Source organism: Devosia yakushimensis, from assembly GCF_030159855.1.
Taxonomy (GTDB): domain Bacteria; phylum Pseudomonadota; class Alphaproteobacteria; order Rhizobiales; family Devosiaceae; genus Devosia; species Devosia yakushimensis.
In genome coordinates this window covers 1,328,639-1,353,755 of the sequence record NZ_BSNG01000001.1, presented here as the reverse complement: position 1 = coordinate 1,353,755, position 25,117 = coordinate 1,328,639, and the positions used below count along the sequence as shown (strand labels likewise).

Below are 25,117 nucleotides of genomic sequence, written 5' to 3'. Positions count from 1 at the left end.
TCCGATTTGGATACGGCCCTATTCGATTCCGCAGCGCGCGGCGCGGGTCGTTTCGCTGGGAACTAGCTCCGCGGCCACCAGGCCAATATCCGCTCCGCCGGGTCCTGTCGCGGCGCATCGGCCTCGCCATATTCCATCAAATTCGACATCTCGCCAAAGGCTTCGATCTGTGCCTGACGGGCGGCCTTGTCGTCGAGCAACACCCGCACGGCACTAAGTAACAAGCCTGCGTCCGGCTGCGACAATACCAGTTCCGGTGCCGCCAGGCGCTTGAGGACGATATTGGGCAAGCCGATCATCGGCCGGTTGATCTTCTCGTAGACCCGCGCCTGGTGCCCGTCCATGACATAGCTGATCACCATGGGCACACCGGCCAACGCCAGTTCCAGCGTCGCCGTGCCCGAAACGGCCAGTGCCAGCACTGCCCGCTCATAAAGCGCGGCGCGTGCAGAGCGCTCGGAAATCACCGTGACCGGCACAGGCCAGTCAGCTACCTCGCGGCGCAGCCGCTCGGCCAGTGCCGGTAGCGTTGGAATAACGAAACCGCTCACCGCCGGATGGTTTGCTACCTCTGCCGCTACCTGCCGGAACAAAGGCAGATGCCGACGCAACTCACCATCGCGGCTCCCCGGCAGAAGCACCATCGGCCCGGTGTCGACCGCATCCCTCAGTGTGAGCCGCTCGCCCAATGCCGGATGCCCCACATAAGCCGTGGGCGGGCCGCCGAGCCGGGACATGACCCCGGGTTCAAACGGCAATACGGCCAGCACTTCGTTGAACAGCGGCACCAGCTTTGGCGCCCGGCCTGGCGAGCGCGCCCATACTGATGGCGCCACATAGAGCAGGATCGGTCGATCATAACCCTTGCGGCGCAAGCGCCGCGCCAACAGCGCTGAAAAATCCTGCGCATCGAACAGCACGACGATATCCGGCTGACTAGCCCTGATGGCGCGCGCCGTCTGCTCAATCCGCCACAATAGCAGCGGTAGCCGTTTCAGGACGTCGGTGACGCCCATTACAGCCAGATCGCTCATGGGGAACAGCGATTGCAGCCCCTGCCCGCTCAGCTCTTCGCCACCGACACCGCTCAAATCTACCGGCGTCCGCTCGCGCAGCCGGCGGACCACATCGGCGGCAATCCGGTCGCCCGAAGGCTCGCCAGCCAACACGAAAAGCTTGAGCGGCCGCGCAATAGGTAAGGTCATGCGTTGCCGCTCCGCTTTGGGGGCCTATTCGAGCGTTGGGCCGTTGCGCGGCAGCAGGATCGGCCGATCGGACGCGGCTGTTATGAAAGCTACCACATCCTGTACCAGGGCATTACCCTTGAACAGTTCGGCTGCATCCTCGACGCGCTCCCGCAGCGTGCCTTCGCTGGCAAAAATCATCCGGTAGGCCGCCCGCAGCTTATGGATCGCCTCGCGATCAAACTTGTAGCGCTTGAGCCCGACCAGGTTGAGCCCCGTCAGTACCGCTCTGTTGCCAACGGCCATGCCATAGGGGATCACGTCGCCATCAATCATGGAGTGGGCGCCGATAAAGGCATGTGCCCCCACCCGCGTAAATTGGTGCACGACGCAACTGCCGCCGAAAATGACATTATCGCCAACCTGGCAATGGCCGGCAATGCCCACATAATTGGCCATTATGACGTTGTTGCCGAGAATGGCATCGTGAGCAACGTGAGCGCCGGCCATGATCAGGCAGTCATCGCCGATCTTGGTCAGCATGCCACCGCCTTCAGTGCCGGGGTTGAGTGTCGCCCCCTCCCGGATGGTGCAACGTTCGCCAATTACCAGGCGGGAATTTTCCCCGTGATATTTGCGATCCTGCGGCTGGAGGCCCACCGAAGCGAAGGGAAATATCCGCGAACCCGCGCCAACTTCCGTATGGCCGTCCACGACGGCATGCGAGACCAGCTCCACATTGTCATGGAGAATGACATTGTCACCCACTGTACAGTAAGGGCCGATCTTAACGCCTTTGCCAATGCGCGCATTTGGTCCGACAATCGCTGACGGATGGATCGCGGCATCGCTCACGATGTCGCCTCGATGATCATGGCAGTGATCTCCGCTTCTGCGATTACGGTGCCTTCGACAATGGCCTTGGCTTCATAGCGGCCAACGTTCCGCCGGCGCTGAATCTTGGCAATATGAAACTCGATAACATCGCCAGGACCGGCCGGCTTGCGGAACTTGGCCTTGTCCACACCAAGCATCAAGACGATGTTTTTCTTGCCGCCCCCCGCATCATGTTTGATCACGATCGCACCGGCCGTCTGAGCCATGCCTTCGATGATCAGCACGCCCGGGAAAATGGGATTCTCGGGAAAATGGCCCTGGAAAATGGGCTCATTGAAGGTCACGTTCTTGATGCCCACGGCCGTCTCGTCGCCGTCGATCTTGATAATCTTGTCGATCATCAGGAACGGATAGCGGTGAGGCAGGCTTCTGAGAATTTCAGCGATATCCATCGCCGCAAGTTCAGTGCCCTCTATCGCGCTGTCGGTCATCCCCGCTTGTCCCCTTTTGATAGTTTGCGCATCGTAGCAATCTCGCGCCAGAAATCTCTTATATCTTGCGCTGGAGCTCCGGCAAGTTTCGATCCCGCCGGCCAGTCCTTGGTCACCGCCGCCCGGCCATGTATCACCGAACCCGCGCCGATCGTCAGGTGACCGGAGGTGCCTGCTCCGCCGCCCATCAGGACGCTGTCTTCCACGATGGTTGATCCTGCCAGGCCACTCATCGCCGCGATAATGCAATTGCGGCCGATACGGCAGTTATGGCCGATCTGCACCAGATTATCGATCTTGGTGCCTTCCCCCACCATCGTATCGCCCAGAGCGCCGCGATCGATGGTTGAATTGGCACCGACCTCGACCCGGTCCTGTAACAGCACGCGGCCCAATTGGGGCAGTTTGCGGTTGGCAGTGCCAAAATCCAGCCAGCCGAAGCCTTCGGTGCCGATACGCACGCCCGAATGAATGACTACGTCATTGCCGATATGTGCACATTCGATGGTGCAATTGGCCGCGATAATGCAATTGCGGCCGATAGTGACACCGGCCCCGATTACCGTATTGGCGCCGATGATAGTGCCGCGGCCAATCTCGACGCCGGCGCCAACCACGACATTGGAACCCAATATGACATCGCGCTCAAGGATCGGTGCTCCCAAGTCATCTCGGCCCGCTGAAATGACCGAACGGGTATTGGACGGATAGAGCTGGTCCAAAATATCGGCGAAGAGGTGATGCGGCTTATCGACAACTATGGCCATAGTGCCCGCAGGCACCGCATCGCGCAGCGCCTGAGAGACAATGACGGCGCCTGCCGTCGTCTCGCGCAGCGCATCGAGATAGTCCGTGTGGGCGGCCAGTGCCAATTCGTCTTGCCCAGCCAGGTCCAGCTCGGCTACGCCCGAAATGACAGGGTCGTCCTTTGCAACCAGAGGAAGCAATTCGCTGCGACCAGCCGCGTTCAGGATGGCGCCAAGAGTCGCCGTTCCGGCGAAACGATGAAATCGGGTATCGACCATGTCATCACTTAAAACAGTTGAGCCGCGGCGCTACCGCCCCGCGGCTCAATAACTGAGTTACTGCACTTTAGACTAGAGCAGAGTTTGCAGGGTCAACTGGAACACCTGGGTACGATCCGCAGACGACTTGCTGAGGACGTGAGCAAAGTCACCACGCAGCGGACCAAACGGCGAGTCCCAGATCAGCGAGGCACCAATCGACGTCCGCCACGGCGAGTCGACGCTGTTCGGGTCAATCGCATTGCCATTGCTGTTCGGCAGATCGGAACCGCTGATCCAGGCAGCATCAGCCCAAACAGCACCAGACAAGCCATAGGTTTCCGGCAGGATCGGCAGCGGGAACTCGATTTCACCCGAGATGCCTGCATAGAGCGTCGCACCCAGATACTGGTCGCCCACGATACGCGGCCCCAAGCCACGGCTCTCGAAGCCACGGATCAGCTGCGAACCAGGCATGAAGGCTTCCACCGGGCTGACGCCGTCGCCGCTGAAGTCATTGATCACACCGGCCTGACCGCGAACGCTGGCAACAATACCGCTATCGTCGAGCAGCGGCACGAAGTAGCGAGCCCGCGCCTCAGTCTTCAGCAGGTTATGATCCCAGCCGATATACTGCTGCGTGAAGGTACCATAGAGACCTTCCGTCGGGTTCTTGGTGTCATCGACGCCATTCCAGGTCAGCGTATAGCCAACGAACGCCTTGTAGTATTCGTCGCCGTCATTGACGAGCAGAGACTTGTAAGTCAGGTCGGTATCGGTGATGTGCTTGCGCTCCGCGCCGACAAACACCGTGGCCGTCAGGTCGCTGATGATCGGCATGCTGGCACGCAGCTGGCCGCCGGTCGCCTGGACGCCATAGAAGTTCCTGGAGTTCTCGTCGGTAATGCGGTGATAGGCATCAACGCCCGCCGCGACCTTGAGACCCATGAAACGAGGCTCGGTGAACGAGAAGTCGAAGGTACGACCCGATTCCGACGCGCCGATAGCGGCACGCAGATACTGGCCACGCCCCAGGAAATTGCGTTCAGTTAGCGAGATCTCACCCAGAATGCCTTCCGAGGTCGAATAGCCCGCGGTCGCACCATATTCACCGGTCGATTGCTCGGTCACGGCAATATTCAGCACAACCTTGTCGGCAGCCGAGCCAGGAGCCGTCGACAGCTGCACGGCCGAGAAGAAGCCAAGCGCCTCGATATTTTTGCGGCCACGGATCACCATCGAACGGTTGAAGGGGTCGCCTTCACCGAATTCCAGCTCACGCCGGATCACGAAATCGCGGGTCTTGGTGTTACCGGTGATATTGATGCGCTCGACATAGATACGAGCACCCTCGTCCACCAGATAGGTGACATTGAACCGGCCGTTGGTGACGTCACGGTCAAGGCGAGCGCGAACATCGGCAAAGGCATAGCCCTGTGACGTCGCCTGATAGGACATATCTTCGATGGTCTTCTGCAGGTCGGTAACCGAGTAGCCACCACCCTCGCGAGTATCCACGGAACCGGTCAGCGCATTGGTATCCAGACCATTGATGCTGGTCTCGATACCAACCTTGCCGAAGCTGTACTTCTGGCCTTCATTGATCGTGAAATTGATGAAATACGCGTTGCGCGACGCATCGAACTCGCCGACCGAAGTCACCTGCGTATCGGGATAGCCGCGATTGGCGTAGTAAAGGCGGATGCGCTCACGATCGACGGCGATCTTCTGCTCGTCATAGGTGTCATCCTTGAAAAGCCAGCTCAGAATGCCGGTTTCCTTGGTGAGCATGGCGCCCTTGAGGTTGCCGGAATTGAACGCATTATTGCCGGTGAAGTTGATCGCTGCGATACCAGCGCGATCACCTTCATTGACCACGAAGGTCACACGAACGCGGCCATCGGCCGTCGCTTCGGTACGCGGGGTCACCGTGACGCCGCGGAAGCCGTCGCGATCATAGGCCTGACGAATGCTCTCGGCATCAGCAGCCAATCGCTGCTGCGAGAAGATGCCCGAGGCCGACATATCGACCATGGCGAGCAGCTGCTTGTCGGAGAAGCGGCGGTTACCCTCGAACAATACCGAGCCAACAAGCTGTTGCTGGGCATGAGCAGAGACAACGCCAAGAAGCGGAACACCGGAGCCTGCCAGCGGGGCAGCGCCCAGGATTGCCAGCGCGAAGAAAGCGCCGCGCATCAGCTTGGTGGGGTGGATCATATTTTTATTGCCTTCTGCGACCAGGCCCGAGGATTCGCCATGCACAGCGCTCCCCCAAGCAAACTCCATTGCACCGTTTTACCGTCTTTTTAACCAACGGCAAGGCGGAAGCCTCGACGCGGTTAGCAAATGATTGGTGCCCTTGTATTCCTGCAACACCTTGCGAACCAAGGCTAACCAGAGGTTAACCCAAGGTTCTGAGATAAGCGAACAGTGTGTCGTTAAAGAGCGTGAACACCATCAGTGCCAGGACCAGGGCAAATCCGAAACGGAACCCTATTTCCTGAACTCTCATGCTGAGCGGTCGCCCTCTCACAGCTTCGACGAGATAGTACAATAAGTGCCCGCCGTCGAGCATGGGTACGGGTAAAAGGTTGAAGATTCCGATATTAAGCGACAACAACGCTGTCAGATTGATGAGCGCAACCACGCCCAATGTCGCCACTTGCCCGGAAACCTTGGCCACTCTGACCGGCCCGCCCAGCTGCTCGACATCACCCCGGCCGACGAAGAAATCCCCAAGAAAGGCTCCCGTGCGCTGCACGATGAAGCGGATTTCCTCGAAGGTCATCCCCACTGCCTCCACCGGCCCCGGCCGATACAGCGTCACATCAGCCTCATCGATGGTTCGACTCACCCCGATCCGGCCAATCCGCTGGTTATTGCCGAAACGGTCCTGCGTCTCGACAGCCTCGGGCACCAGCTCGAGGGTTTTTTGGGTGCCGTTGCGATCAACCACGATGCTCACATGCCGTTCGGGTGCGGTCGCGATGAAACGCTGGAAATCGTCGAAACTGCGCACGGCATAGCCATCCACTGACACGACATTGTCGCCCGCTTCAAGGCCCGCCGCCTCGGCGACGGAGGCTACCGTCACCTCCCCGATTACCGGTGGCACCGTATAGCGGCCATACCCCACCAGAAGGCCATAGAGAATGACGAAGGTGAGGATGAGATTGGCAATCGGCCCCGCCACAACAACGGCAATGCGTTGCCAGACATTCTTGTTGGCAAACAGCCTTGGGGCCAGCTCCGGATCGGCATTGGCCACGCTCTCGGCATCGGGCACGCTCGCTGCGTTCATGTCGCCGACAAAGCGCACATAACCACCCAGCGGAATCGCTGAAATCCGCCAGCGCGTACCGTGCCTGTCATCCCAGCCGATCAACTCGCGGCCAAACCCGATCGAAAAGGTCTGGATCGCCACCCCATTCCACCGGGCAACGAGGTAGTGCCCCATTTCATGAACGAAGACGATGATGGTCAGCACCGCCAGAAACGGAACGACGTAAGAAAGCAACCAGAATGCAAAGTCGAACATGTCGGTCCTTATCGAGCCGGCCGCGCCAGCGGCCGAGTCATCACCAATGGAGCAGTCCCTCGGCGACAGAGCCGAAGCCGGCATGCAACCCGCCGACAAGGACGACCAGCAACACGCCGAATGTAAGGCTGTCGAGCCGATCCATCAGACCGCCATGCCCCGGAATGATATCGCCGCTATCCTTGATGCGGAAATGACGTTTGATTGCGCTCTCGGTGAGGTCGCCAGCCTGCCCCAGCACGCTGATAGCAATGGACAGCACCAACCCTATCCACCACGGCGATTCCGTCACCACGATCCAGACCAGCATCCCGGCCCCTACCCCCAGGGCCAATCCACCGAGCGCACCCGACCAGGTTTTTGAGGGCGAAATATCGGGCGCCAGCTTCTCTCCACCGATCTGCCGGCCGGTGAAAAATGCCGCAGAATCAGTCATCCAAACAACCGTGCCCAGATAGACGCCGGCCCAGACGCCCGCCATGGTTGTGCCCCGCATGGTCAGGGCGGCGATAATGATCGCGCCATAGATGACCAGACCAAGCACGCGCCACCACAGCCCCTCGCCACGCATGGCCAAGGCCACGACGCAAGCCACGGCAATGACGCCGGCGCTGCCAATTACTCCAAATAGCGGAAAAATCAGGCCGGATAGGGCCACCAGCCCGATGAGCACCATTCCGCCAGGGGTAAGCGGCGCGCGCGACACCATGGTTTCCCATTCGCGATAGGCGCCGCCAAATACACCTCCGACAACAGCCGCGAACAGATAGCTGCCCACATAAAGCGCCGTGGCAGTCAATGCGATCAGTACGGCGGCGGAGACGAGACGGGGCCCGAGATCGGCCCACAAGCGGCGGCGATTGGCAGATGGCTCTGACGAAGAATCGCCTGGACTGGTCAAGGTGACGCCGCCTCGATACCGCCGAACCGCCTGACCCGCTGGGAAAAAATCTCCAGCACGCGGAGGAATGCGGTCTCGTTAAAGTCGGGCCAGTAATCGTCTACGAAGACGAATTCCGAATAGGCCGCCTGCCAGAGCAGGAAATTGGAAATGCGCTGCTCGCCGCTGGTGCGGACGATGACGTCGGGATGAGGAATGCCGGTCGTATAGAGCGCTGCCTCGATGGTTGCCTCGGAAATCTGCTCCGGCGCCAGTCGCCCCGCGGCAACCTCGCTGGCAATCCGCCGCGTCGCGTCAACGATTTCGGCCTTGCCGCCATAATTGAAGGCGACAATCAACACGAGGCCGGTATTCGCCGCCGTCTTGGCCTCGACATCATCAATGAGCCGGATCAGGGACGGCTCCAGCCCCTCGCGCGACCCGATGATCCGCACTTGCACATTATTGCGGATAAGCCGTTGCAAATCCGAAGCAACAAAGCGCCTCAAAAGATTGAAAATAAATATTATTTCGTCTTTTGGACGCGTCCAGTTCTCTGATGAGAAACTGAACACCGTAAGGTTTGCCACACCGTAATTGATGCATAGCTCGACAAGGTTGCGTAGCGCCTTGACGCCCTCGATATGCCCTTCGGTGCGGCGCTTGCCCCGTGCTTTCGCCCAGCGGCCATTGCCATCCATGATCACGCCAAGATGCGCCGGAATGCGCAGCGAGGCGCGCGGTGCAACTTCGACAATGCTGGCGGGGTCGATGGACATCCACGCTCTCCTGGCGCAGTGGGTGCAAGCTTAGACCTGCATGATTTCCTGTTCCTTGGCAGCGACAACCGTATCGATCTCGGCCACTGCCGCATCGGTCGCTTTCTGCACCAGGTCGCTCTGCACGCGGGCATCGTCCTGGCTCATATCGCCATCCTTTTCCGCCTTCTTGAGCACATCCATGCCATCGCGGCGAATGTGGCGGACGGCCACGCGAGCCTGCTCGGCATAATTATGCGCAACCTTGGTCAGCTCACGGCGGCGTTCTTCGTTGAGCTCGGGCAGCGGCACGCGGATGATCTGCCCCTCCCCCATCGGATTGAGGCCCAGGCCGCTATCACGGATGGCCTTCTCGACAGCATTGGCCATCTGGCGATCCCACACCTGCACGCTCAACATGCGCGGCTCCGGCACGGTCACAGTCGCCACCTGATTCAATGGCATCCGCGAACCATAGGCCTCGACGGTCACCGGTTCCAGCAGGCTGGCGCTGGCACGGCCCGTGCGCAGCCCGCCCAGTTCGTCACGCAGCGAGGTGATCGATTTCTGCATCCGGCTTTTGAGTTCGCTCAGGTCGTAAGTGGCGGCCATAGCTAAGTCCTTCTCGTCTAGTTCGACGCGCTGACCAGAGTGCTTCGGGTCTGGCCGGCAAGCACGCCGGTCAACCCGCCCGGATCATCGAGCGCATATACGATTATCGGCATGGAATTGTCGCGGGCAAGCGCGAATGCGGCAGTATCCATGACCTTAAGGTTTTTCCCGATGACGTCGTCATAACTGATCGTGTCATAACGAAGCGCATCCGGGTTCTTCATCGGGTCGTCCGAATAGACCCCGTCGACCTTGGTACCCTTGAGTACAACATCGCATTCAAGCTCGATAGCACGCAGCGTCGAAGCCGTATCGGTCGTAAAAAACGGATTGCCGATCCCCCCGCCGAGCACAACCACAAAACCGTCTTCCAGCGCCGACTTTGCGGCGCGAGCGGTAAAGGTATCGGCCACGTTGGGCATGGTGACGGCGCTGAATGCCTTGGCCTTGACGCCCTGGCGGGTGATCGCGTTGGACAGCGCCAGCGCGTTGATCATGGTCCCCAGCATCCCCATCAGGTCTGCCGTCACCCGGTCTGTGCCGTCAGCGGCGCCGGCCATGCCGCGGAAAATATTGCCGCCGCCCACCACGATGCCGATCTGCACGCCCGTACTGGCGACATCGGCAATCTGCTTGGCAATAGCTTGCAGGAAAGGTGGCTCTATACCGAAGGAATTATCCCCCGCCAGCGCTTCGCCCGAGACCTTGAGCAGAATGCGTTTGTAGGCAGGCGCCATCGGCAAAACCCCTTGGATAACAAAACATGATGGGGCACCGATTCCGGCGGCACCCGAGCGACACTAAGCAATAGCGCCGCCAAGGGGAAGCGCTGCACCTGTGGAAATGATGCAACGGCGTCATGCACTCGATCCCGGGCCAAATCATGGCCGCCGGGAGAGCAGCGGATGGGCCCATAGGCCCACCCGCAATCAGCTTACTTTACGCCGGCAGTAGCGGCGACTTCAGCGGCAAAGTCGGTCTCGACCTTTTCGATGCCCTCGCCCAGGGCGAAACGCACGAACTTGGTCAGCTTGATCGGAGCGCCGACATCCTTCTCGGCATTCTTGAGCACGTCGCCGACCTTGGTCTCGCCATCGACGACGAACACCTGCGAAAGCAGAGTGACTTCCTCGAAATATTTGCGCATGCGGCCTTCGACCATCTTTTCGGCGATCTCGGCGGACTTGCCCGATTCCTTGACCTGCTCGAGAATGATGGCGCGCTCGCGAGCCACCACATCCTGATCCAGTTCGTCGGGGGCAATTGCCTGCGGCTGGGCAGCGGCAATGTGCATGGCGAGCTGCTTGCCGAGAGCCGACAGGCCAGCCTTGTCGCCGGTGGACTCGAGAGCCACCAGGATGGCGATCTTGCCCAGACCCGGCTTGACCGCGTTATGCACATAGCTTTCCACCACGCCATCGGTGACCGAAACGGTCTGCGTGCGGCGCAGGTTCATGTTCTCGCCGATCTTGGCGATGGCTTCGGTCAGCTCGGCCGAAACCGAATGGCCCGAACCGGGGAACGGCATTTCGCCGAGCTTGACCACGTCGCCATCGGCGTCGAGCGCCAGCTTGGCAACATTGCTCACGATCGACTGGAACTGCTGGTTGAGCGCAACGAAGTCGGTCTCGGAATTGACTTCGACTGCGGCGGCAGTGGTGCCATTGGTGGCAACGCCAACCAGGCCCTCGGCCGCAACGCGGTCAGCCTTCTTGGCGGCCTTGGCGAGGCCACGCGTGCGCAGCCAATCGACCGCTGCTTCCATGTCGCCATTGGTTTCGGCCAGGGCCTTCTTGCAGTCCATCATCCCGACGCCGGTCGCGTCACGGAGCTGCTTGACCATTGCTGCAGTGATTTCCATGGGTACACCTCTTGGCGGCCCCTCGCGGGGCCGCATATTTCAGATCAAAACGAAGTCCGGAATAACCGGCTTAGTTGACACTTGCTTCGTCGGTCGGCAGCTCTTCTGCCGGAGCGCTTTCAGCAGCGCCGAGATCGGCACCGAGAGCCGAGGACGAACGGCCGATGCCGTCGATCGCAGCCTTGGACACCAGCGACACGTAGAGTTCCAGAGCGCGCGACGCGTCGTCATTGCCCGGGATCGGGTAATCGACAGTGTCGGGGTCGCAATTGGTATCGACGATGGCGACGACCGGGATACCCAGGCGGCGGGCTTCCTTGATCGCGTTGGCTTCCTTGTTGGTGTCGATGACGAACAACAGGCTGGGCAGGTTGCCCATGTCCTTGATACCGCCCAGGTCGCGCTCAAGGCGTTCCTGCTCGCGGCTCATCATCAGGCGCTCTTTCTTGGTGCGCAGGGCCAGCTCGTCTTCGCTCAACGATTCGAGTTCGCGCAGGCGCGAGATCGAGTTCGAGATGGTCTGCCAGTTGGTCAGCGTGCCGCCGAGCCAGCGCGAGTTGACATAGTACTGGGCCGACTGCTTGGCAGCGTCAGCAACCAGAGGAGCGGCCTGACGCTTGGTGCCGACGAACAGCACGCGGCCGCCATCGGCCACGGTGTCGGAGACCAGCTGCAGCGCGCGGCTCAGGGCCGGCACGGTCTGGCTCAGGTCGAGAATGTGAATGTCGTTGCGAACGCCGAAGATGAACCGTTCCATCTTGGGGTTCCAGCGGTGCTTCTGGTGGCCGAAGTGAACGCCAGCCTCGAGCAATTGGCGCATGGAGAAATCGGGCAGTGCCATGATGGCTGCTCCTTGTTTACCGGTTGATGCCTCCACGAAACATTGCGACGGTCTCCCGCCACCGGATGGTTTTCCAGTTTCCCGAAAAGCCTGTCTCGTGTGTGAAATCGCGCTGACACGCAGTCAAACGCATGGGCGATATAGGGGAAGCGCACAGGAAAGGCAAGTGACGTGCAGAAGCGCCGCCTGGATTGCGGTTGTCGTGTCGTCCGTGTTCGCCCAGTAGAGCGATGGTGGCGAGGCGCTTGCCTCATCGTAGTTTTGGTTTTGAGGCAATTGCCTCGCCACCATACCGGGATTTCGAACGGGTCCGGTTCAGGCGCTACCATTATTGCAGGCGCGGCTGCCGAGTTTCCAACCCGCACAAGGAAGGCGACCCCTCCTCCTCCGGCTATCCCCACGACCATCACTCGTCATGACTGGGCTCTGACGTGGGCAACGGGGAGAGTATGCGGGAGAAATCGGCAGCGGGGACAAGAGGAATAACTGCTTAAGCGCCGACTGGCCGCAAAGGGGTGGAAGGGGACTGACAGCTTCCGAGCTTTCGCCAATACTGCTATGTGTCGCCCAGCCGTCATACGCGCAATGCACAACATCATTCTGCGGCGATCGCTCTCAAGTTCATATTCGCACCACACACATGCATGGGAGCACTTGATCGTGTCGACTAGATTTCCTCCCGCGCTCAAGCCTGGTGACCTTGTGCGATTGGTCTCGCCAGCAAGCCATGTTGATCAGGATGACGTGGAGAAAACCGTCGAACTGCTTGAACAAGCAGGATTTCGTGTCGACCTGGGCAAGCATGTCCTGGATCGACATGGCTATCTTGCTGGTCGCGACGAAGACAGGATTTCCGACCTCAACGATGCATTTGTGGACTCTGAGGTCAGAGCCATCATCGCGACCAGAGGCGGCAAAGGCGCTTATCGCATCGCCGATGCGCTCGATTTTGCTGCGGCACACAATGATCCAAAGCTTGTTGTTGGCTTTAGCGAGATCACGATCATTCAATTGGCGCTCTGGCAACATGCCAACATTCCCAGCCTCCACGGAACACCATCAGCATTTTATGATGGTCTGCTGAGCGAGACGACCTATCGCGCGTGCCTCACTGCGTTGAGTTCAGGTGAGCCGCTTCATTTACGATCGATGGAAGACGTGCCAACGTCCTCGCTAACGACCAGTGGGCGTGCAGAAGGCATTCTTGTTGGCGGCAACCTGGACATGATCGTCACGGGCGCGGACTGGCTCATTCCCAAGCTCAATGGAAACATCCTCTTCATTGAGGACGTCAAAAAGGCCGGGCTTGGTCATATTGACCGCCAGATGACGAGGCTCCTCAAATCCGGCTACCTTGAAAACATTGCCGGGATAGCCGTGGGACAATTCACGAATTTTGACACTACCGACGGTTGGTCTGTCGTCGACGTTCTGCGTGATCGACTAGCTCTTATTGATGTACCGATCCTTGGTGGATTGCCACTTGGCCATGGCAGGGATGCCTTGGTCATCCCCATCGGTACCCATGCCGTCATAGATGCGGATGAAGGAACACTGACAGTCGAAGCGGCGGTGCGATAGACAAAATTCGTGGCGGATACGAAGCCGACCGACCAAAGTCGATGTCAGGTTTTGGCAGATCGATCTTTTGAGGCGAACGACCGCAATGGGGTCGGCCCCGGATTATCTACCTTCCCTCAAAATCGAGCCGCGGCCAGAAACTCTGAAATGAGGCCCCGCCATACGCAAAGGCGGCCTTCCGCACTTCCCGCCGGTCGGCTCTAGCCAGCCTGAAACCCCACGGGCCGTGCAGTATAAATAGCCGTCGTCATATTGCGCTCCACCCTGCCCCCGAATTGCCGCTCGGCAACATCGACAAGGCCGTCGAGCAAGGCATGCCGCTCCGTCAGCGGCAGAACCAGCACATTGGAAAACGTCTCATAAAGCCGCCGCACCCCGGCCGCGTCGAGATTCAGCGTCCAGTGCATGAATACGGGAGAATCTGTCTGGAAGCCGGCATCGTTAAGCTCAGCCAGGCGCGCCTCAACATCCAGCGCATGCGGAACGCGCTCCGACTGGCCGGCCGAGGGATTGGAGCGTTCGCCGGCAAATAGATGCTCGGTAGCCTCATGAAACGGATCGAGCCGGCTCGTGTCGCCAAAGACATTCCACCACAGCGCCACGGCGCCGCCGGGCCGCAGCAAGTCGCGCACCCGCAGCAAGGCTGGTCCGGCATCGAGCCAATGAAACGCCGTCGCACAGGCCACAAGATCAAAAGCTGCAGGCGGCAGTTCGACCTCTTCGAAAGATCCCCCGATCACCTGAAGCCGACGGTCGCCTAACCCCTCCCGCAGGAAATCCGCCAGCCGTCTATCGGGCTCGACCGCAACCAGACGCCTCGGCTCATGCGCCAATAGGTGCCCAGTCGCCAAACCCGTTCCTGGTCCGATTTCCACAATATCGATGCCGGGGGCGAGGCCAGCCCGGTCGCGCAGCACCTCCCAGGTAGCCTCGGGGTAAGGCGGGCGGGCATCGTGATAACCCGCCGGATTGGTGCCGAAGGTCAGGCCCGGATTGCTCAATGCCAATTCGTCCTCCCCAAAGCTGCTCCGCTCTCCTCCAAACTGAAATGAAAACCCGCCGAACGCAATGACGGCTTTCCGCACTTCCCGCCAGCAGCCGAGCTGACAAGATGGCGGCAGACGCGAGAAGCAGACAATCGATGGCGCATCCTTTCCTCAACCTTCTGGGAGACCGCAAGATCGGCGCGCTCTGGGCCGGTCTTGCTTTTTCGGGCATAGGCAAGGAGCTCAACCAGATCGCCATGGTCTGGCTCGCGATAGAGATAGCGGGGCCAAACGCGAGCCTGGTCTCCACCGCCCGCGGTGGCGCTGGTCGTCAGCCTGGGCGCGTCGGCCTTTGCCGACCGTATCGCGCCGCGTGCGCTCATGATTGGCGCCGATCTGCTGTCGGCAATTGTGGCAATCATCCCGGTATTGCTTGCCAGCACATTCGGCCTGCGCCTCGAAGTGCTGGTCGCTACCTCCATGGCGCTCGCCGCCCTGGGCGCGTTGTTTCAGCCTGCTCTGCTGGCAAGCGTGCCGCTGATTGCCGGAACGCGCGAACGCATCCAGGGCGTAAACGCACTTCTCGACGCCACCGCACGCCTGTCGCGCCTGTTCGGCCCGTTTCTTGCCGGCCCCTTGAGCCTATTCGTTCCCGTGCTGCATTTTCTGACCATTAACGCGGCCAGCTTCCTGTTTTCCGCCTGCGGCATCGCCCTGGTCGGCAAATCGATCGGCACGCCAGCCCGCGCACACGATACCGATAGCGTCTGGCAGCGGCTGACACGCGGCCTCGTCGTGGCGCGGCAGAACCCCGAAATCGGCACCATTCTCGCCGCAAATACCACAGTGCTGGCCGCCTGGTTCGTCGCTGTGGGTCTGGGCCTGCCTTTCCTGGCGGCAAGCACCGATACCGCCGCCCTGCCTCTCGCCGGCATTGGTGCCCTGGCGGCTTTCGCCGGCTCGTACGGCCTGGGCGATTTCACCTCCAACCTGCTGGTCGCCGGAGCCCACCCCAAGCGCCCGGGCCGCTTCATGTTCACAGGTTACATCATTCTTGGAAGCGGCCTGGCCATGGTTCCAATACTGCTCTGGACATTACCGCCCTTCATCGCACTGCCAGCCATTATGCTTGTCTGTTTCCTCGCCGGCCTGGGCGGGCCCATGTTCTTCATTCCCATGCTGACCCTGTTCCAAACCGGCCTGGGCCGCGCCGATCTGGCCAGCCTCATCCGCTTCCGCGCCGCGCTCGCTGCCGCGGCCATGCTGCTTGGCTCGGCCATCTCGCCCCTGCTGTTCGAGCGCGCCGGCGCGCCCATGACAATCCTTCTCGCTGGCGCGCTTATCGCCACCGTCGGCCTATGGGGCAGCACATGCCGGCCCAATCTGGGCGTCCCTGTCAAAGAAGCCTGAAACCGCCGCGTCTGCGCTCTACTGATGCACGGCTTCCAGCTTGTGCCCATCAGGATCGAGTACGAATGCGGCATAATAGTTTTTGCCATAGTGCGGCCGCAGCCCCGGCACGCCGCAATCTGTCCCGCCATGCGCCAGCGCCGCAGCGTGAAATCGCTCGACCGCCGCCCGGTCCGGCGCCACAAAAGCCAAATGGAACCCTTCACCCGGCGGCGATGCTCCCCGGCGTTCGAATATGTTGAGCTCTTCCCCGCCTCCAGGGCTGCCATAACCAAGGCCGCCCTCACCCGTCCAAAGCCGCACATATCCCAGCGCGGCCAGCACGGCATCAAAGAATAACGTGGCGCGATCCAGGTTGCTTACGCCCAGCGACACATGCCCCAGCATTATCGCCATGTCCCGCAACCTCCCGGCCGGCTAATGGAACCGCACGTCCGTCACGCCATCAAGCGCCTTAATCCCCCCGGCCACCTCGGCCGTCAGCCGGTAACTGCCCGGCAGCTCGATCTCGTATTCGCGTGCCCCGCCATCGCGGATCACCACGAAATTGACCGAACCCTCCCCGCCCCGCTTGAGCTGGCTACTGATCGCCCCAAGCGCCTTGGCATCCGCCGCAAAGACCGTCAGACGCCGATCGACCTTCTCGGCAATGCCGTCGATCGCTTCGGCCGACAACAATCTCACGCTGATACCTTCGGCCCGCTCCTCTGCCCCCACCATCAGGATGACCGACTTGCCCGGCTGTAGCAGACTGCCAAACTCGTTGATCTGCTCGGAAAAAGCGATGCATTCATAACTGCCGCTCTGATCCGACAGCGTCAGGATCATCATGGGCGTGCCCTTGCGCGTCCGCCGGTCCTGCCGCGAGGCAATGGTTCCAGCCAGACGCCCGGCCGAGGCACCGTCCTTCACAGCCCGCTCGAAATCGCTCCAGCGCTGCACGCGCATCCGCTCGAACAAGTCCGCATAAGCGTCGAGCGGGTGCGCCGACAGATGGAAACCAATCGCCGCCAATTCCCGATCGGCCCGTTCGGTCGTGGTCCAGGCAGGAATTCCGGCCGGCAGCTTGAACGGTTCCGGCTCGCCAGTGTCGAACATGTTCCACTGCCCTTCATTGCGCTCGGCAGTCAGCGCCTGGGCCGTACCGATCACCGTGTCGATGGCAGCAAAGGCCAGTTCGCGCCGCGGCACCAGCGCATCGAAGGCGCCGGCGCTTACCAGCGTTTCAAGCGTCCGCTTGTTCAACATGCGCGGATCGACCCGCCGGGCAAAATCCCCTAGGTCCTTGAAGGGCGTATTGCCCCGCATTTCCACAATATGCTCGGCCACCTGCCGGCCCACGCCCTTGACCGCCGAGAGCCCGTAAAGGACCTGCTTGTTCTTCACCGAAAACACGACTTCCGACGTGTTGACGCAAGGCGGCACGATCTCGATACCCTTCTTGCCGGCCTCACGCCGGAAATCCGCCAGCTTGTCGGTATTGCCCATATCGAGCGTCATCGACGCCGCGAAGAATTCGTGCGGATGATGCGCCTTGAGATAGGCTGTCTGGTAGCTCACCAGCGCATAGGTCGCCGCATGGCTTTTGTTGAAGCCATAATTGGCGAACTTGGCCAAAAGGTCGAAAATGGTGTCGGCCAGATTCTTGGTCAGCCCGAACTTGATGGCGCCATCGCGGAAGCGCTCGCGCTGGGCATCCATCTCAGCCTTGATCTTTTTACCCATGGCGCGGCGCAGCATATCGGCTTCGCCCAGCGAATAGCCCGAGAGCAACTGGGCGATCTGCATCACCTGCTCCTGGTAGACGATGATGCCATAGGTTTCGTCGAGCACCGATTTCAGGGCGTCATGCGGATATTCGATCTCCTCGTCGCCGCGCTTACGGGCACAGAACAAGGGAATATTGTCCATCGGGCCGGGCCGGTAGAGTGCCACCAGCGCGATAATGTCCTCGAAACGGTCGGGCTTCATGTCGACCAGTGCCCGCCGCATGCCGCCGCCTTCCACCTGGAACACGCCGAACGTGTCCCCGCTTTGGTAGAGCTTGTAGGTGGGCTTATCGTCGATCGAGATATCCTCGATCCGGAAGCTGCCGCCGTCCTGGTTGACCATGTTCACGGCATACTGGATCGTCGTCAGCGTCTTGAGGCCCAGGAAGTCGAACTTGACCAGCCCCGCCGCCTCGCTCCACTTCATATTATACTGGCAGACCGGCATGTCCGAACGCGGATCGCGATAGAGCGGCGCCAGATCCTGCAGCGGCCGGTCGCCGATAATAATGCCGGCGGCGTGGGTCGAGGCGTGCCGGAACAGGCCCTCGAGATTTTTGGCGATGGCCACCAGCTCGCCCACGGTCTCGTCATCCTCGACCATGCGCCGGAACTGGGGTTCCTCGTTCATCGTCCGCTCGATCGACCATGGGTCAGTCGGATTGGCCGGGACCAATTTGCAGAGCCGATCGACCTGCCCATAGGGCATCTGCAGCACGCGGCCCACGTCGCGCAGCACAGCGCGCGCCTGCAGCGTTCCGAACGTGATGATCTGCGAAACCTGCTCGAAGCCATATTTGATCTGCACATAGCGGATCACCTCTTCACGGCGGTCCTGGCAGAAATCGATGTCGAAGTCCGGCATCGACACGCGTTCCGGATTGAGGAAGCGCTCGAAGAGCAGGTTGTAGCGTAGCGGATCAAGGTCGGTAATGGTCGTGGCATAGGCCACCAGCGAACCGGCGCCCGAGCCGCGCCCCGGCCCCACCGGAATGCCCTGCGCCTTGGCCCAGCGGATGAAATCGGCCACGATCAGGAAATAGCCGGGGAACTTCATGGACTGGATGATGCCCAGTTCGAACGCCAGCCGATCCCGATATTCCGCTTCGGTCTTGCCCGGCGCCACCCCGACGGTTTTGAACCGGTTTTCCAGCCCCTCCTCCGCCATTGCACGCAGTGCCTCGGCCTCGGCGGCGACCGCTTCATTTTCGCTGAGATCGGGCGCGGCGGCGAATTTGGGCAGGATCGGCTTGCGCTTGAGCGGCCGGTAAGCCAGCCGCCGCGCAACCTCTATGGTCGAATCCAACGCTTCAGGCAGGTCGGAGAACAACTCCGCCATTTCGGCCCGGGTTTTGAAATAGTACTGGTCGTTGAGCTTGCGCCGCTCGGTCTGGGCGATCACCGTGCCGCCGGCAATCGCCAGCAGCGCATCATGCGCCTCGAACTCGTCGGCCGATTTGAAGAATGGCTCATTGGTCGCCACCAGCGGGATGCCCTTGCGATAGGCATAATCCACCAGCCGCGGCTCGACCGCAGCCTCCTGTGGCCGGCCATGCCGTTGCAATTCAATATAGAAACGGTCACCGAACAAATCCGCCAGCCGGTCGAGACGGCGGACGGCATTGGCGTCCTGGCCATGAGCAAACGGCATATCGATGGCCCCTTCGGGCCCGCCGCTGAGACAGATCAGCCCCTCGAGCCCTTCGCGGCTCAGCCAATCGAGCCGCGCGGTGGCCGCCCCGCCCTCGCCTTCGAGATAGGCCCGCGACACCAGCCGCGACAGGTTTTCGAAACCCGACTCGTTCTGCGCCATCAACACGACGCTGGATTTGCCCGACCATGCAACATGGCCGCGCTCGCTGACCCGTTCTTCGCTGGCGGCGAAGTCGATCGGCAGCTCCACCCCGATCAGCGGCTGAATGCCCTTGCCGCTGGCCTTTTCGGAAAACTCCAGTGCGCCGAAGAGGTTACTGGTGTCGGCAATACCCAAAGCAGGCTGATTATCGGCCTTGGCAAGCTTGAGAATGGTCTCAAGCTGCAATGCGCCTTCCAGCAGCGAATAGGCAGAATGGACGTGAAGATGGACGAAGCCGGGGCCGCTCATGAATGCTCTCCTAGCCTGTCTTTGTGGCAGGCCGCGGGGAAAGGCGGAACCATGTGGCGCCGCTATCCACAGGGGAAGGTCACACGAGTCGGGTCAGCACATCCATCCAGGTCAGCGAGCCGATGGTGAAGGCGCCCAGCGTGACGAATGCGGCGAAGTCCTTGAGGAAAGTGAGCATCTGCATCTCCCGTGTTGCTATAATGTTCTTATAAGTTCCTTGTTTGTTCTTGTCCAGAAGGGATAGTGGGAACTGCGGGGATTGCCGGTTTTTGGTTAGCAAAGTGTTAGGGAATGCTAACAGACTGCTATCCCTGAGCGTAGCATTCAGGCGCAAAACGCTCGACCAGCGCTCACGCTTCCGTGATAGTGGACCTGTCTCCTCAGCAATTGGAATTGATTCCATGTCCGAGCCCAATTCGACCCCGCAAGTCACCATCCAGCAACTCATCGCTCTGGCCACCGGAACCGGGTTCGGCCTCGCGGTCTCAGCCACCGTTCTCGCGCTGCTCGCCCTGCTGCTGCCCTTTGTCAGCATTTCGACCAATATGGGATTGGGCCTGGACCAGTCCGGCAGCTTTAACGGCTTTGCCGCCGCTGGCTGGGTGGCATGGCTTGCCCTGTTGATCTTTGTTGCAGCTGCCGCATCGGGCCGGGTGACCCAGCTGGCGCCCTATCGCAATATCCTGGCGCTGGCGGGTCTGGTGGCCAGCGTCGTGACGGTGCTGTTCGGCTGGTTCCTGTCGCCTGCCATATCTCAGTTCGCCGAGGTCAACCGGGCCCTGTCATCGGCCGGTTCGCCCGGCAACCTGATCAATATCGGTCCGCATATCGGCATGGTCGTGCTGCTGGCCGCCGGCGCCCTGCTCTATTGGTCGAGCCGCAAGCCGGCCTGATCCGGTTTCGGGCGCCGCCGCTGCAGCGCGATCAGGAGTGAGAACGCTACGGTGGAACATGCCGCCGCGGTCAGGAGCAGCGTGGTCGTGCCGAAGCCATCAAGCAGCCCGACCAGAACAGGCGGCGCGGCGGCCGCCAAAAGGTTGAGCGGCAGCGCGATGGTCGAGGCGGCTCGGGCATAATCGTGCTTCTTGAAAAAGACCAGGGGCATGGTCGCGCGGGAGACAGCCAGAGCGCCGCTGCTAATGCCGTAGATGAGAATGAATGCGGCAACCGCCTGCCAGGTGGCGCCGCCGGCCAGCAGCACAAGCATGGCCAGGGGAACCCCCATTCCCGCAAGCAAGGCTGTGGTCAATCCATCCCACCGGCCGCCGCCAAGGAAATCGAGCGCGCGGGCGAAAACCTGAACCACGCCCAGCATGGACGCCATGAAGATGACGTCCTGCTCCGGCAGGCCCAGCCTGCGCAGCAGCTCGATCAGGATTGCGGAAAAGCCATAGGTGACGAAGGCGTTCAACGCGATGGCGGCCGCCAGCAGATAAAATGTCCTGGAGCGCAGCGACGCAGCCTCCGCCGGGGCCGCGGCCGCTTCATGACGCGCATTTGCCGATGCGGGCAGCCCAAAGCGGTAAAGCGCGGCGCAGCTCAGTACCATCGCACCAAAGACCAGACAGGTCGTCCGCCAGCCTAAAATGCCCTGCAGCCAGGCGGTGGTTGGCCAGAAAATGGCGCTAGACACGCCGGTAATGAGCATGAGTATGCCGATGGCAGTCTTGGTATCGGTGCCGGCGCCTTCATTGAGGGCGATATAGGCGGCCGTGGAGAGAGAGGCCGCGCCCGCGGCGCCAAGCACCAGCCAGGCCGCGAAATAGACAATCGGATTGGTGCTACTGGCCAGAATGACAAAGCCCGCCGCAGCCACGAGGGAGCCGACCACCATCAGGGTGCGCGCACCCAGGCGCACGAAGAACGGCGCCAGCAGCGGACCGCAGAGACCGGAGGCGACGTAGAAAGCAGAGTTGCCCGCAAAAATGGTCGGCAGAGGCAGGTTCAGCGCGGTGGCCAGATCGGCGCCCATGACGGCCAGAAGCGAAACCGTGCCCCAGCCGATAACCTGTCCGATGGCCAGAATGACGAGCAGGCGAAATGTTTGGGAGGACAATGCGATCAACTGACAAAGAGACAAAGCGCTCCGATAGCGTGGCCGTTTTTCAGTACGATGACAATGGAGGTTGAGCGTTGGGATCGGGGCTTTATCCCGGGTGCTGATAGCCTCAGCGTGAATGTCCGCGCCGAATGACATCGTGGAGTGTCGGCAATTGTGCACCATCCCCACACACCACCGTCGCTTCCCTCGGGCTTGACCCGAGGGTCTCTCGCCGCTTGTGCCGGGATGAGGAAGGCCCTCGGGTCAAGCCCGAGGGAAGCGACGGTGGGGGAATAGAGTGTTGGAGCCGCGGATATTTCCATCAACCACTGTGTCATCCCGCGCAGGCGGGAATCCATTATGTCTTCAGGAGGCGACCGCAGGAAGAGTGGATTCCCGCCTAGTTGCCCTGCCCTCCCCTGTGCATGTGCACCCGACGTCAGTGACCTCAGGTCCTTTGGGTATCCGCAGCTGCCGGCATGTAACCGGCGCCGGTGAGAGACATGCCGATGATCTGTTCTAGCTTGTGATCCGCCAGTTCGGCATCACGGAAATAGAGCACGTATTGCGCGCTTCCCAGCACCAGGTCGCGCACGAGTTCGATATCGCTGCCCGTTGGCAGTTCGCCCCTTGCTTGCGCGCGCTGAAACATAACGAGCGTGTCACAGTCGGTATCCTTGGTACGGGAGATCAACCATTCGCGAAGCTCCCCGGTCAGCTCACCGGTAAGCTGCATCCTCGCCAAGGACAGCATTGCAGGGGACCTGCACACCTCGCGCATCAGCTTGACCGCTTCGACGACGTCCTCTCGAAGCGAGCCCGTGTCAGGTAAGGGCGCCTTGGCCGAGCCATGCTCAAAAGCCGACAGGACCAACGCTTGCGGCGTGGGCCAGCGTCGGTAGATCGTTGTCTTGTTAACGTCGGCACGTTTAGCGACATCCTCGATCGCCAGATCGTAAGGGCCCACTCGGGTGATTTCCATCAGAGCCGCATCCAGGATTTTGGTGATCAGTGGCGTGCCGCGCTGCTTCTTCATCACGTCCTCGGCTGTCCTCGCGTGAATGTAACGATCCATATATGGACATGAAAGATCATTAAAGCAACGAATCCGTTGCTTTAATGATCTGCCCTTGTTAGTCCTACATCGCCGCTTGTGCCACAAGGCCGACCGGCATGCTGAGGCAAAGGTGAAAGTCATGACGAATTTGGAACAGCCAGGTCCTATCCTCGTGTCCGGTGCAACCGGCAAGCAGGGTGGCGCGACCGCCCGTGCTCTCCTCCTTGCGGGCGCGACGGTTCACGCACTGGTGCGCAATCCCGACACGGATGCAGCCCGGAAAATTGAGGACCTGGGTGCCAGGCTCGTGATTGGCGACCTTGACGATGCCGCCTCTATCCTTGCCGCCTGTTCCGGGGTCTACGGCGTCTTTTCCGTACAAAACCCGGACTTTAACGACTTGGAAGCGGACACCGAAGAAGTCCGCGGCCGCAACCTGATAAAAGCTGCGCAGGCTGCCGGAGTTACGCACTTCATTCAGACGTCAGCTACGGGAGTGGGGGAATACTACCGCCAGTCAGGTTGGGGCGAGCAGCGGCGTGACAACAACAGCCTCGTCATAAAAGGCGAGCTTGAGGACCGGGTGCGGGCAGCAGGGTTTCCGTTCTGGACGATACTCCGTCCCACTTTCTTCATGGAGAACCTGCCATTCGTCATGCGCGGCGACCGTTTGGTCACCGCCTACGATGCCGGCTCTCCAGTTCCGCTGATCGCAGCGGACGACATTGGCGTTGCAGCGGCAAGCGCCTTTAGCAACCGTGAACGTTTCCACGGTGTCAGCATCGAACTGGCCGGGGACTATCTGAGTATGCCAGAGGTCGCGAAAATCCTGTCCGAGGCCTGGGGCAGGACTATCGAGGCACCCGCAATGACCCCCGGTCAGGTGCTGGCCGAAGGGTTCTTCCTGCCCATGGTTGAAGCACAGGAATGGCATAATGAGGTAGGTCTGCCAGCGCGGCCGGAAGTGGCACGTTCCTTTGGTTTGAAGACGACAACACTGCAAAAATGGGCGACCAACAACGCCGATGCCTTTGCTGGTTAGGCCTTCGCACGTTGTTCGTCTGCGCAAGCTGCTCCGTCAGCTCAAAAATTCCGTCCGCGCCCGCTCGATCACCAGCGAGCGGATGGCGACATTGGCCGGTTGATCGAGGATATAAAGGATTGCCTCCACGACATTGCGATCGCTCAGCATATCCGAGGCGTTTCTCTCCTCATTCCATGTGTCATCGGTCGGCAGCACATCCTCGATAATGCCGGGATGGATGGAGGTGACGCGAATGGGGCTGCCGATCAGCTCTTCGGTCAGGGCCTGCACAAAACCGTTCTGGGCGGCCTTGGCAGCAACGAAGGGCACGGAAGAACCGCGCATCCTCGCATAGGGCAGACCGCTCATCGAGACGACCGTATGAATATCGGCAGCGGGACGCGTGCTGAGCAGGGGCAGCAGGCGCCGCGTCAAGGCGATGGTGCCACTGACCGTGGAATTGATAACCGACGCAATCTGCTCATCGGTTTGCGCCTCGAACGCGCCGCCGGTCCATTGCGAGCCCGAATTGACCAGGATATCGAGATCGGGCGCCAATATGGCCAGCTTCGCCACAGCGCTGGCGACCGAGGCCAGGTCCGCCAGGTCGCATATGACACAATCCGGCCGCCGGCCGGAGCGCGCCTCGATGAGGCCGGCAATTTCCAGCAGACCCCGCTCGTTGCGCCCGAGCAGCACAGGTTTCATGTGTCTGTCGGCCGCCGCAATTGCCAGAGCCGCGCCGAGCCCCCGCCCTGCCCCGGTTATCGCTATGGTCTTGCCCGATAAAGTCATGCGGTCCCTCCGGGGTTCGGTCGATGATGGATTTGTAGCGTTGGTTGGCCGGGCTGTCATTGGCCGGAACGTACGGATGGCCTTTCAAGACGGATTTCTTCCCCATCACCGCGCTCCCCCTCGGGCTTGACCCGAGGGCCATTTTCAATCCGGCACAAGCGGCGGAAGGCCCTCGGATCAAGTCCGAGGGAAGCGATTGTGGGTATGGATGCGTCGGAGTTCCATCACAGGTCTCTGCCCGCAGGGCATACCGATGTCGGCGGGCTTTCCGCTTTCGCGAAAACCGGGACCGCGTTGGCCATGGCAATAGATGCCGGGCAAATGAAAAGGCCCGGATCGCTCCG

At 60.8% G+C, this 25,117-nt stretch carries 22 protein-coding genes; 4 read left to right on the top strand and 18 right to left on the bottom strand.

Annotated features, from left to right (window positions below):
- Nucleotides 1-62: 62 nt before the first annotated feature.
- From QQL79_RS06735 to rpsB, 12 genes are all read right to left on the bottom strand, one after another.
- Nucleotides 63-1,205 (bottom strand): lipid-A-disaccharide synthase, encoded by a 1,143-nt coding sequence (locus QQL79_RS06735; protein WP_284389170.1) that lies wholly within the window; start codon nt 1,203-1,205, stop codon nt 63-65.
- Between the two features lie 24 nt (nt 1,206-1,229).
- Nucleotides 1,230-2,039 (bottom strand): acyl-ACP--UDP-N-acetylglucosamine O-acyltransferase, encoded by an 810-nt coding sequence (gene lpxA, locus QQL79_RS06730; RefSeq protein ID WP_284389168.1) that lies wholly within the window; start codon nt 2,037-2,039, stop codon nt 1,230-1,232.
- Nucleotides 2,036-2,512: a 3-hydroxyacyl-ACP dehydratase FabZ gene (fabZ, locus tag QQL79_RS06725; RefSeq protein ID WP_284389166.1), complete on the bottom strand. Its 477-nt coding sequence runs from the start codon at nt 2,510-2,512 to the stop codon at nt 2,036-2,038. Before fabZ ends, lpxA begins: the two co-directional genes overlap by 4 nt.
- On the bottom strand, nt 2,509-3,537 hold the full coding sequence (lpxD, locus tag QQL79_RS06720; RefSeq protein WP_284389164.1) for a UDP-3-O-(3-hydroxymyristoyl)glucosamine N-acyltransferase: 1,029 nt from the start codon (nt 3,535-3,537) through the stop codon (nt 2,509-2,511). The genes fabZ and lpxD overlap by 4 nt, the downstream gene beginning before the upstream one ends.
- Before the next feature lie 72 nt (nt 3,538-3,609).
- Nucleotides 3,610-5,733: an outer membrane protein assembly factor BamA gene (gene bamA / locus QQL79_RS06715; RefSeq protein WP_284389162.1), complete on the bottom strand. Its 2,124-nt coding sequence runs from the start codon at nt 5,731-5,733 to the stop codon at nt 3,610-3,612.
- 184 nt (nt 5,734-5,917) lie between these two features.
- Nucleotides 5,918-7,054, bottom strand: a complete 1,137-nt coding sequence (gene rseP, locus QQL79_RS06710) for an RIP metalloprotease RseP (protein ID WP_284389160.1) — start codon at nt 7,052-7,054, stop codon at nt 5,918-5,920.
- 40 nt (nt 7,055-7,094) lie between these two features.
- Nucleotides 7,095-7,955 (bottom strand): phosphatidate cytidylyltransferase, encoded by an 861-nt coding sequence (locus QQL79_RS06705; protein WP_284389158.1) that lies wholly within the window; start codon nt 7,953-7,955, stop codon nt 7,095-7,097.
- The gene (gene uppS, locus QQL79_RS06700; RefSeq protein WP_284389156.1) at nt 7,952-8,713 is read right to left on the bottom strand and encodes a polyprenyl diphosphate synthase; all 762 of its coding nucleotides are present in this window, start codon (nt 8,711-8,713) and stop codon (nt 7,952-7,954) included. The genes QQL79_RS06705 and uppS overlap by 4 nt, the downstream gene beginning before the upstream one ends.
- A gap of 30 nt (nt 8,714-8,743) precedes the next feature.
- Nucleotides 8,744-9,304 carry a ribosome recycling factor gene (gene frr / locus QQL79_RS06695; RefSeq protein ID WP_284389152.1) on the bottom strand — a complete coding sequence of 187 codons (561 nt, stop codon included), beginning with the start codon at nt 9,302-9,304 and terminating at the stop codon, nt 8,744-8,746.
- Between the two features lie 17 nt (nt 9,305-9,321).
- Nucleotides 9,322-10,041, bottom strand: coding sequence for a UMP kinase (gene pyrH / locus QQL79_RS06690; protein ID WP_284389150.1), 720 nt, complete (start codon nt 10,039-10,041; stop codon nt 9,322-9,324).
- A gap of 197 nt (nt 10,042-10,238) precedes the next feature.
- Complete coding sequence (gene tsf, locus QQL79_RS06685) at nt 10,239-11,165, bottom strand: translation elongation factor Ts (protein WP_284389149.1); 927 nt, start codon at nt 11,163-11,165, stop codon at nt 10,239-10,241.
- Between the two features lie 70 nt (nt 11,166-11,235).
- Nucleotides 11,236-12,006 (bottom strand): 30S ribosomal protein S2, encoded by a 771-nt coding sequence (rpsB, locus tag QQL79_RS06680; protein ID WP_284389147.1) that lies wholly within the window; start codon nt 12,004-12,006, stop codon nt 11,236-11,238.
- A 660-nt stretch (nt 12,007-12,666) separates the two neighbouring features.
- Between rpsB and QQL79_RS06675 the strand changes: the two genes are divergently transcribed.
- Complete coding sequence (locus tag QQL79_RS06675) at nt 12,667-13,587, top strand: S66 peptidase family protein (RefSeq protein ID WP_284389145.1); 921 nt, start codon at nt 12,667-12,669, stop codon at nt 13,585-13,587.
- A gap of 200 nt (nt 13,588-13,787) precedes the next feature.
- Here QQL79_RS06675 and QQL79_RS06670 read toward each other — a convergent pair whose 3' ends face one another.
- Nucleotides 13,788-14,594, bottom strand: coding sequence for a class I SAM-dependent methyltransferase (locus QQL79_RS06670; protein WP_284389143.1), 807 nt, complete (start codon nt 14,592-14,594; stop codon nt 13,788-13,790).
- Between the two features lie 297 nt (nt 14,595-14,891).
- Between QQL79_RS06670 and QQL79_RS06665 the strand changes: the two genes are divergently transcribed.
- Nucleotides 14,892-15,983 carry an MFS transporter gene (locus QQL79_RS06665; protein WP_284389141.1) on the top strand — a complete coding sequence of 364 codons (1,092 nt, stop codon included), beginning with the start codon at nt 14,892-14,894 and terminating at the stop codon, nt 15,981-15,983.
- Between the two features lie 18 nt (nt 15,984-16,001).
- On the opposite strand, the gene QQL79_RS06660 is transcribed toward QQL79_RS06665, so the two are convergent.
- The gene (locus tag QQL79_RS06660; protein WP_284392829.1) at nt 16,002-16,370 is read right to left on the bottom strand and encodes a VOC family protein; all 369 of its coding nucleotides are present in this window, start codon (nt 16,368-16,370) and stop codon (nt 16,002-16,004) included.
- Nucleotides 16,371-16,400: 30 nt separating this feature from the next.
- Complete coding sequence (gene dnaE / locus QQL79_RS06655) at nt 16,401-19,856, bottom strand: DNA polymerase III subunit alpha (protein ID WP_284389139.1); 3,456 nt, start codon at nt 19,854-19,856, stop codon at nt 16,401-16,403.
- 401 nt (nt 19,857-20,257) lie between these two features.
- Here dnaE and QQL79_RS06650 point away from each other — a divergent pair, with 401 nt between their 5' ends.
- Nucleotides 20,258-20,749, top strand: a complete 492-nt coding sequence (locus QQL79_RS06650) for a hypothetical protein (protein ID WP_284389136.1) — start codon at nt 20,258-20,260, stop codon at nt 20,747-20,749.
- On the opposite strand, the gene QQL79_RS06645 is transcribed toward QQL79_RS06650, so the two are convergent.
- Nucleotides 20,722-21,912: an MFS transporter gene (locus tag QQL79_RS06645; RefSeq protein WP_284389134.1), complete on the bottom strand. Its 1,191-nt coding sequence runs from the start codon at nt 21,910-21,912 to the stop codon at nt 20,722-20,724. The two genes, QQL79_RS06650 and QQL79_RS06645, sit on opposite strands and share 28 nt — an antisense overlap.
- Nucleotides 21,913-22,345: 433 nt before the next feature.
- Nucleotides 22,346-22,933 (bottom strand): TetR/AcrR family transcriptional regulator, encoded by a 588-nt coding sequence (locus QQL79_RS06640; RefSeq protein ID WP_284389132.1) that lies wholly within the window; start codon nt 22,931-22,933, stop codon nt 22,346-22,348.
- Between the two features lie 160 nt (nt 22,934-23,093).
- On the opposite strand from QQL79_RS06640, the gene QQL79_RS06635 reads away from it, so the two are divergent.
- A complete protein-coding gene (locus QQL79_RS06635) occupies nt 23,094-23,996 on the top strand; it encodes an NmrA/HSCARG family protein (RefSeq protein WP_284389130.1) in 903 nt (300 codons plus the stop codon).
- A gap of 36 nt (nt 23,997-24,032) precedes the next feature.
- On the opposite strand, the gene QQL79_RS06630 is transcribed toward QQL79_RS06635, so the two are convergent.
- Nucleotides 24,033-24,773, bottom strand: a complete 741-nt coding sequence (locus tag QQL79_RS06630; protein WP_284389128.1) for an SDR family oxidoreductase — start codon at nt 24,771-24,773, stop codon at nt 24,033-24,035.
- Nucleotides 24,774-25,117 lie beyond the last annotated feature (344 nt).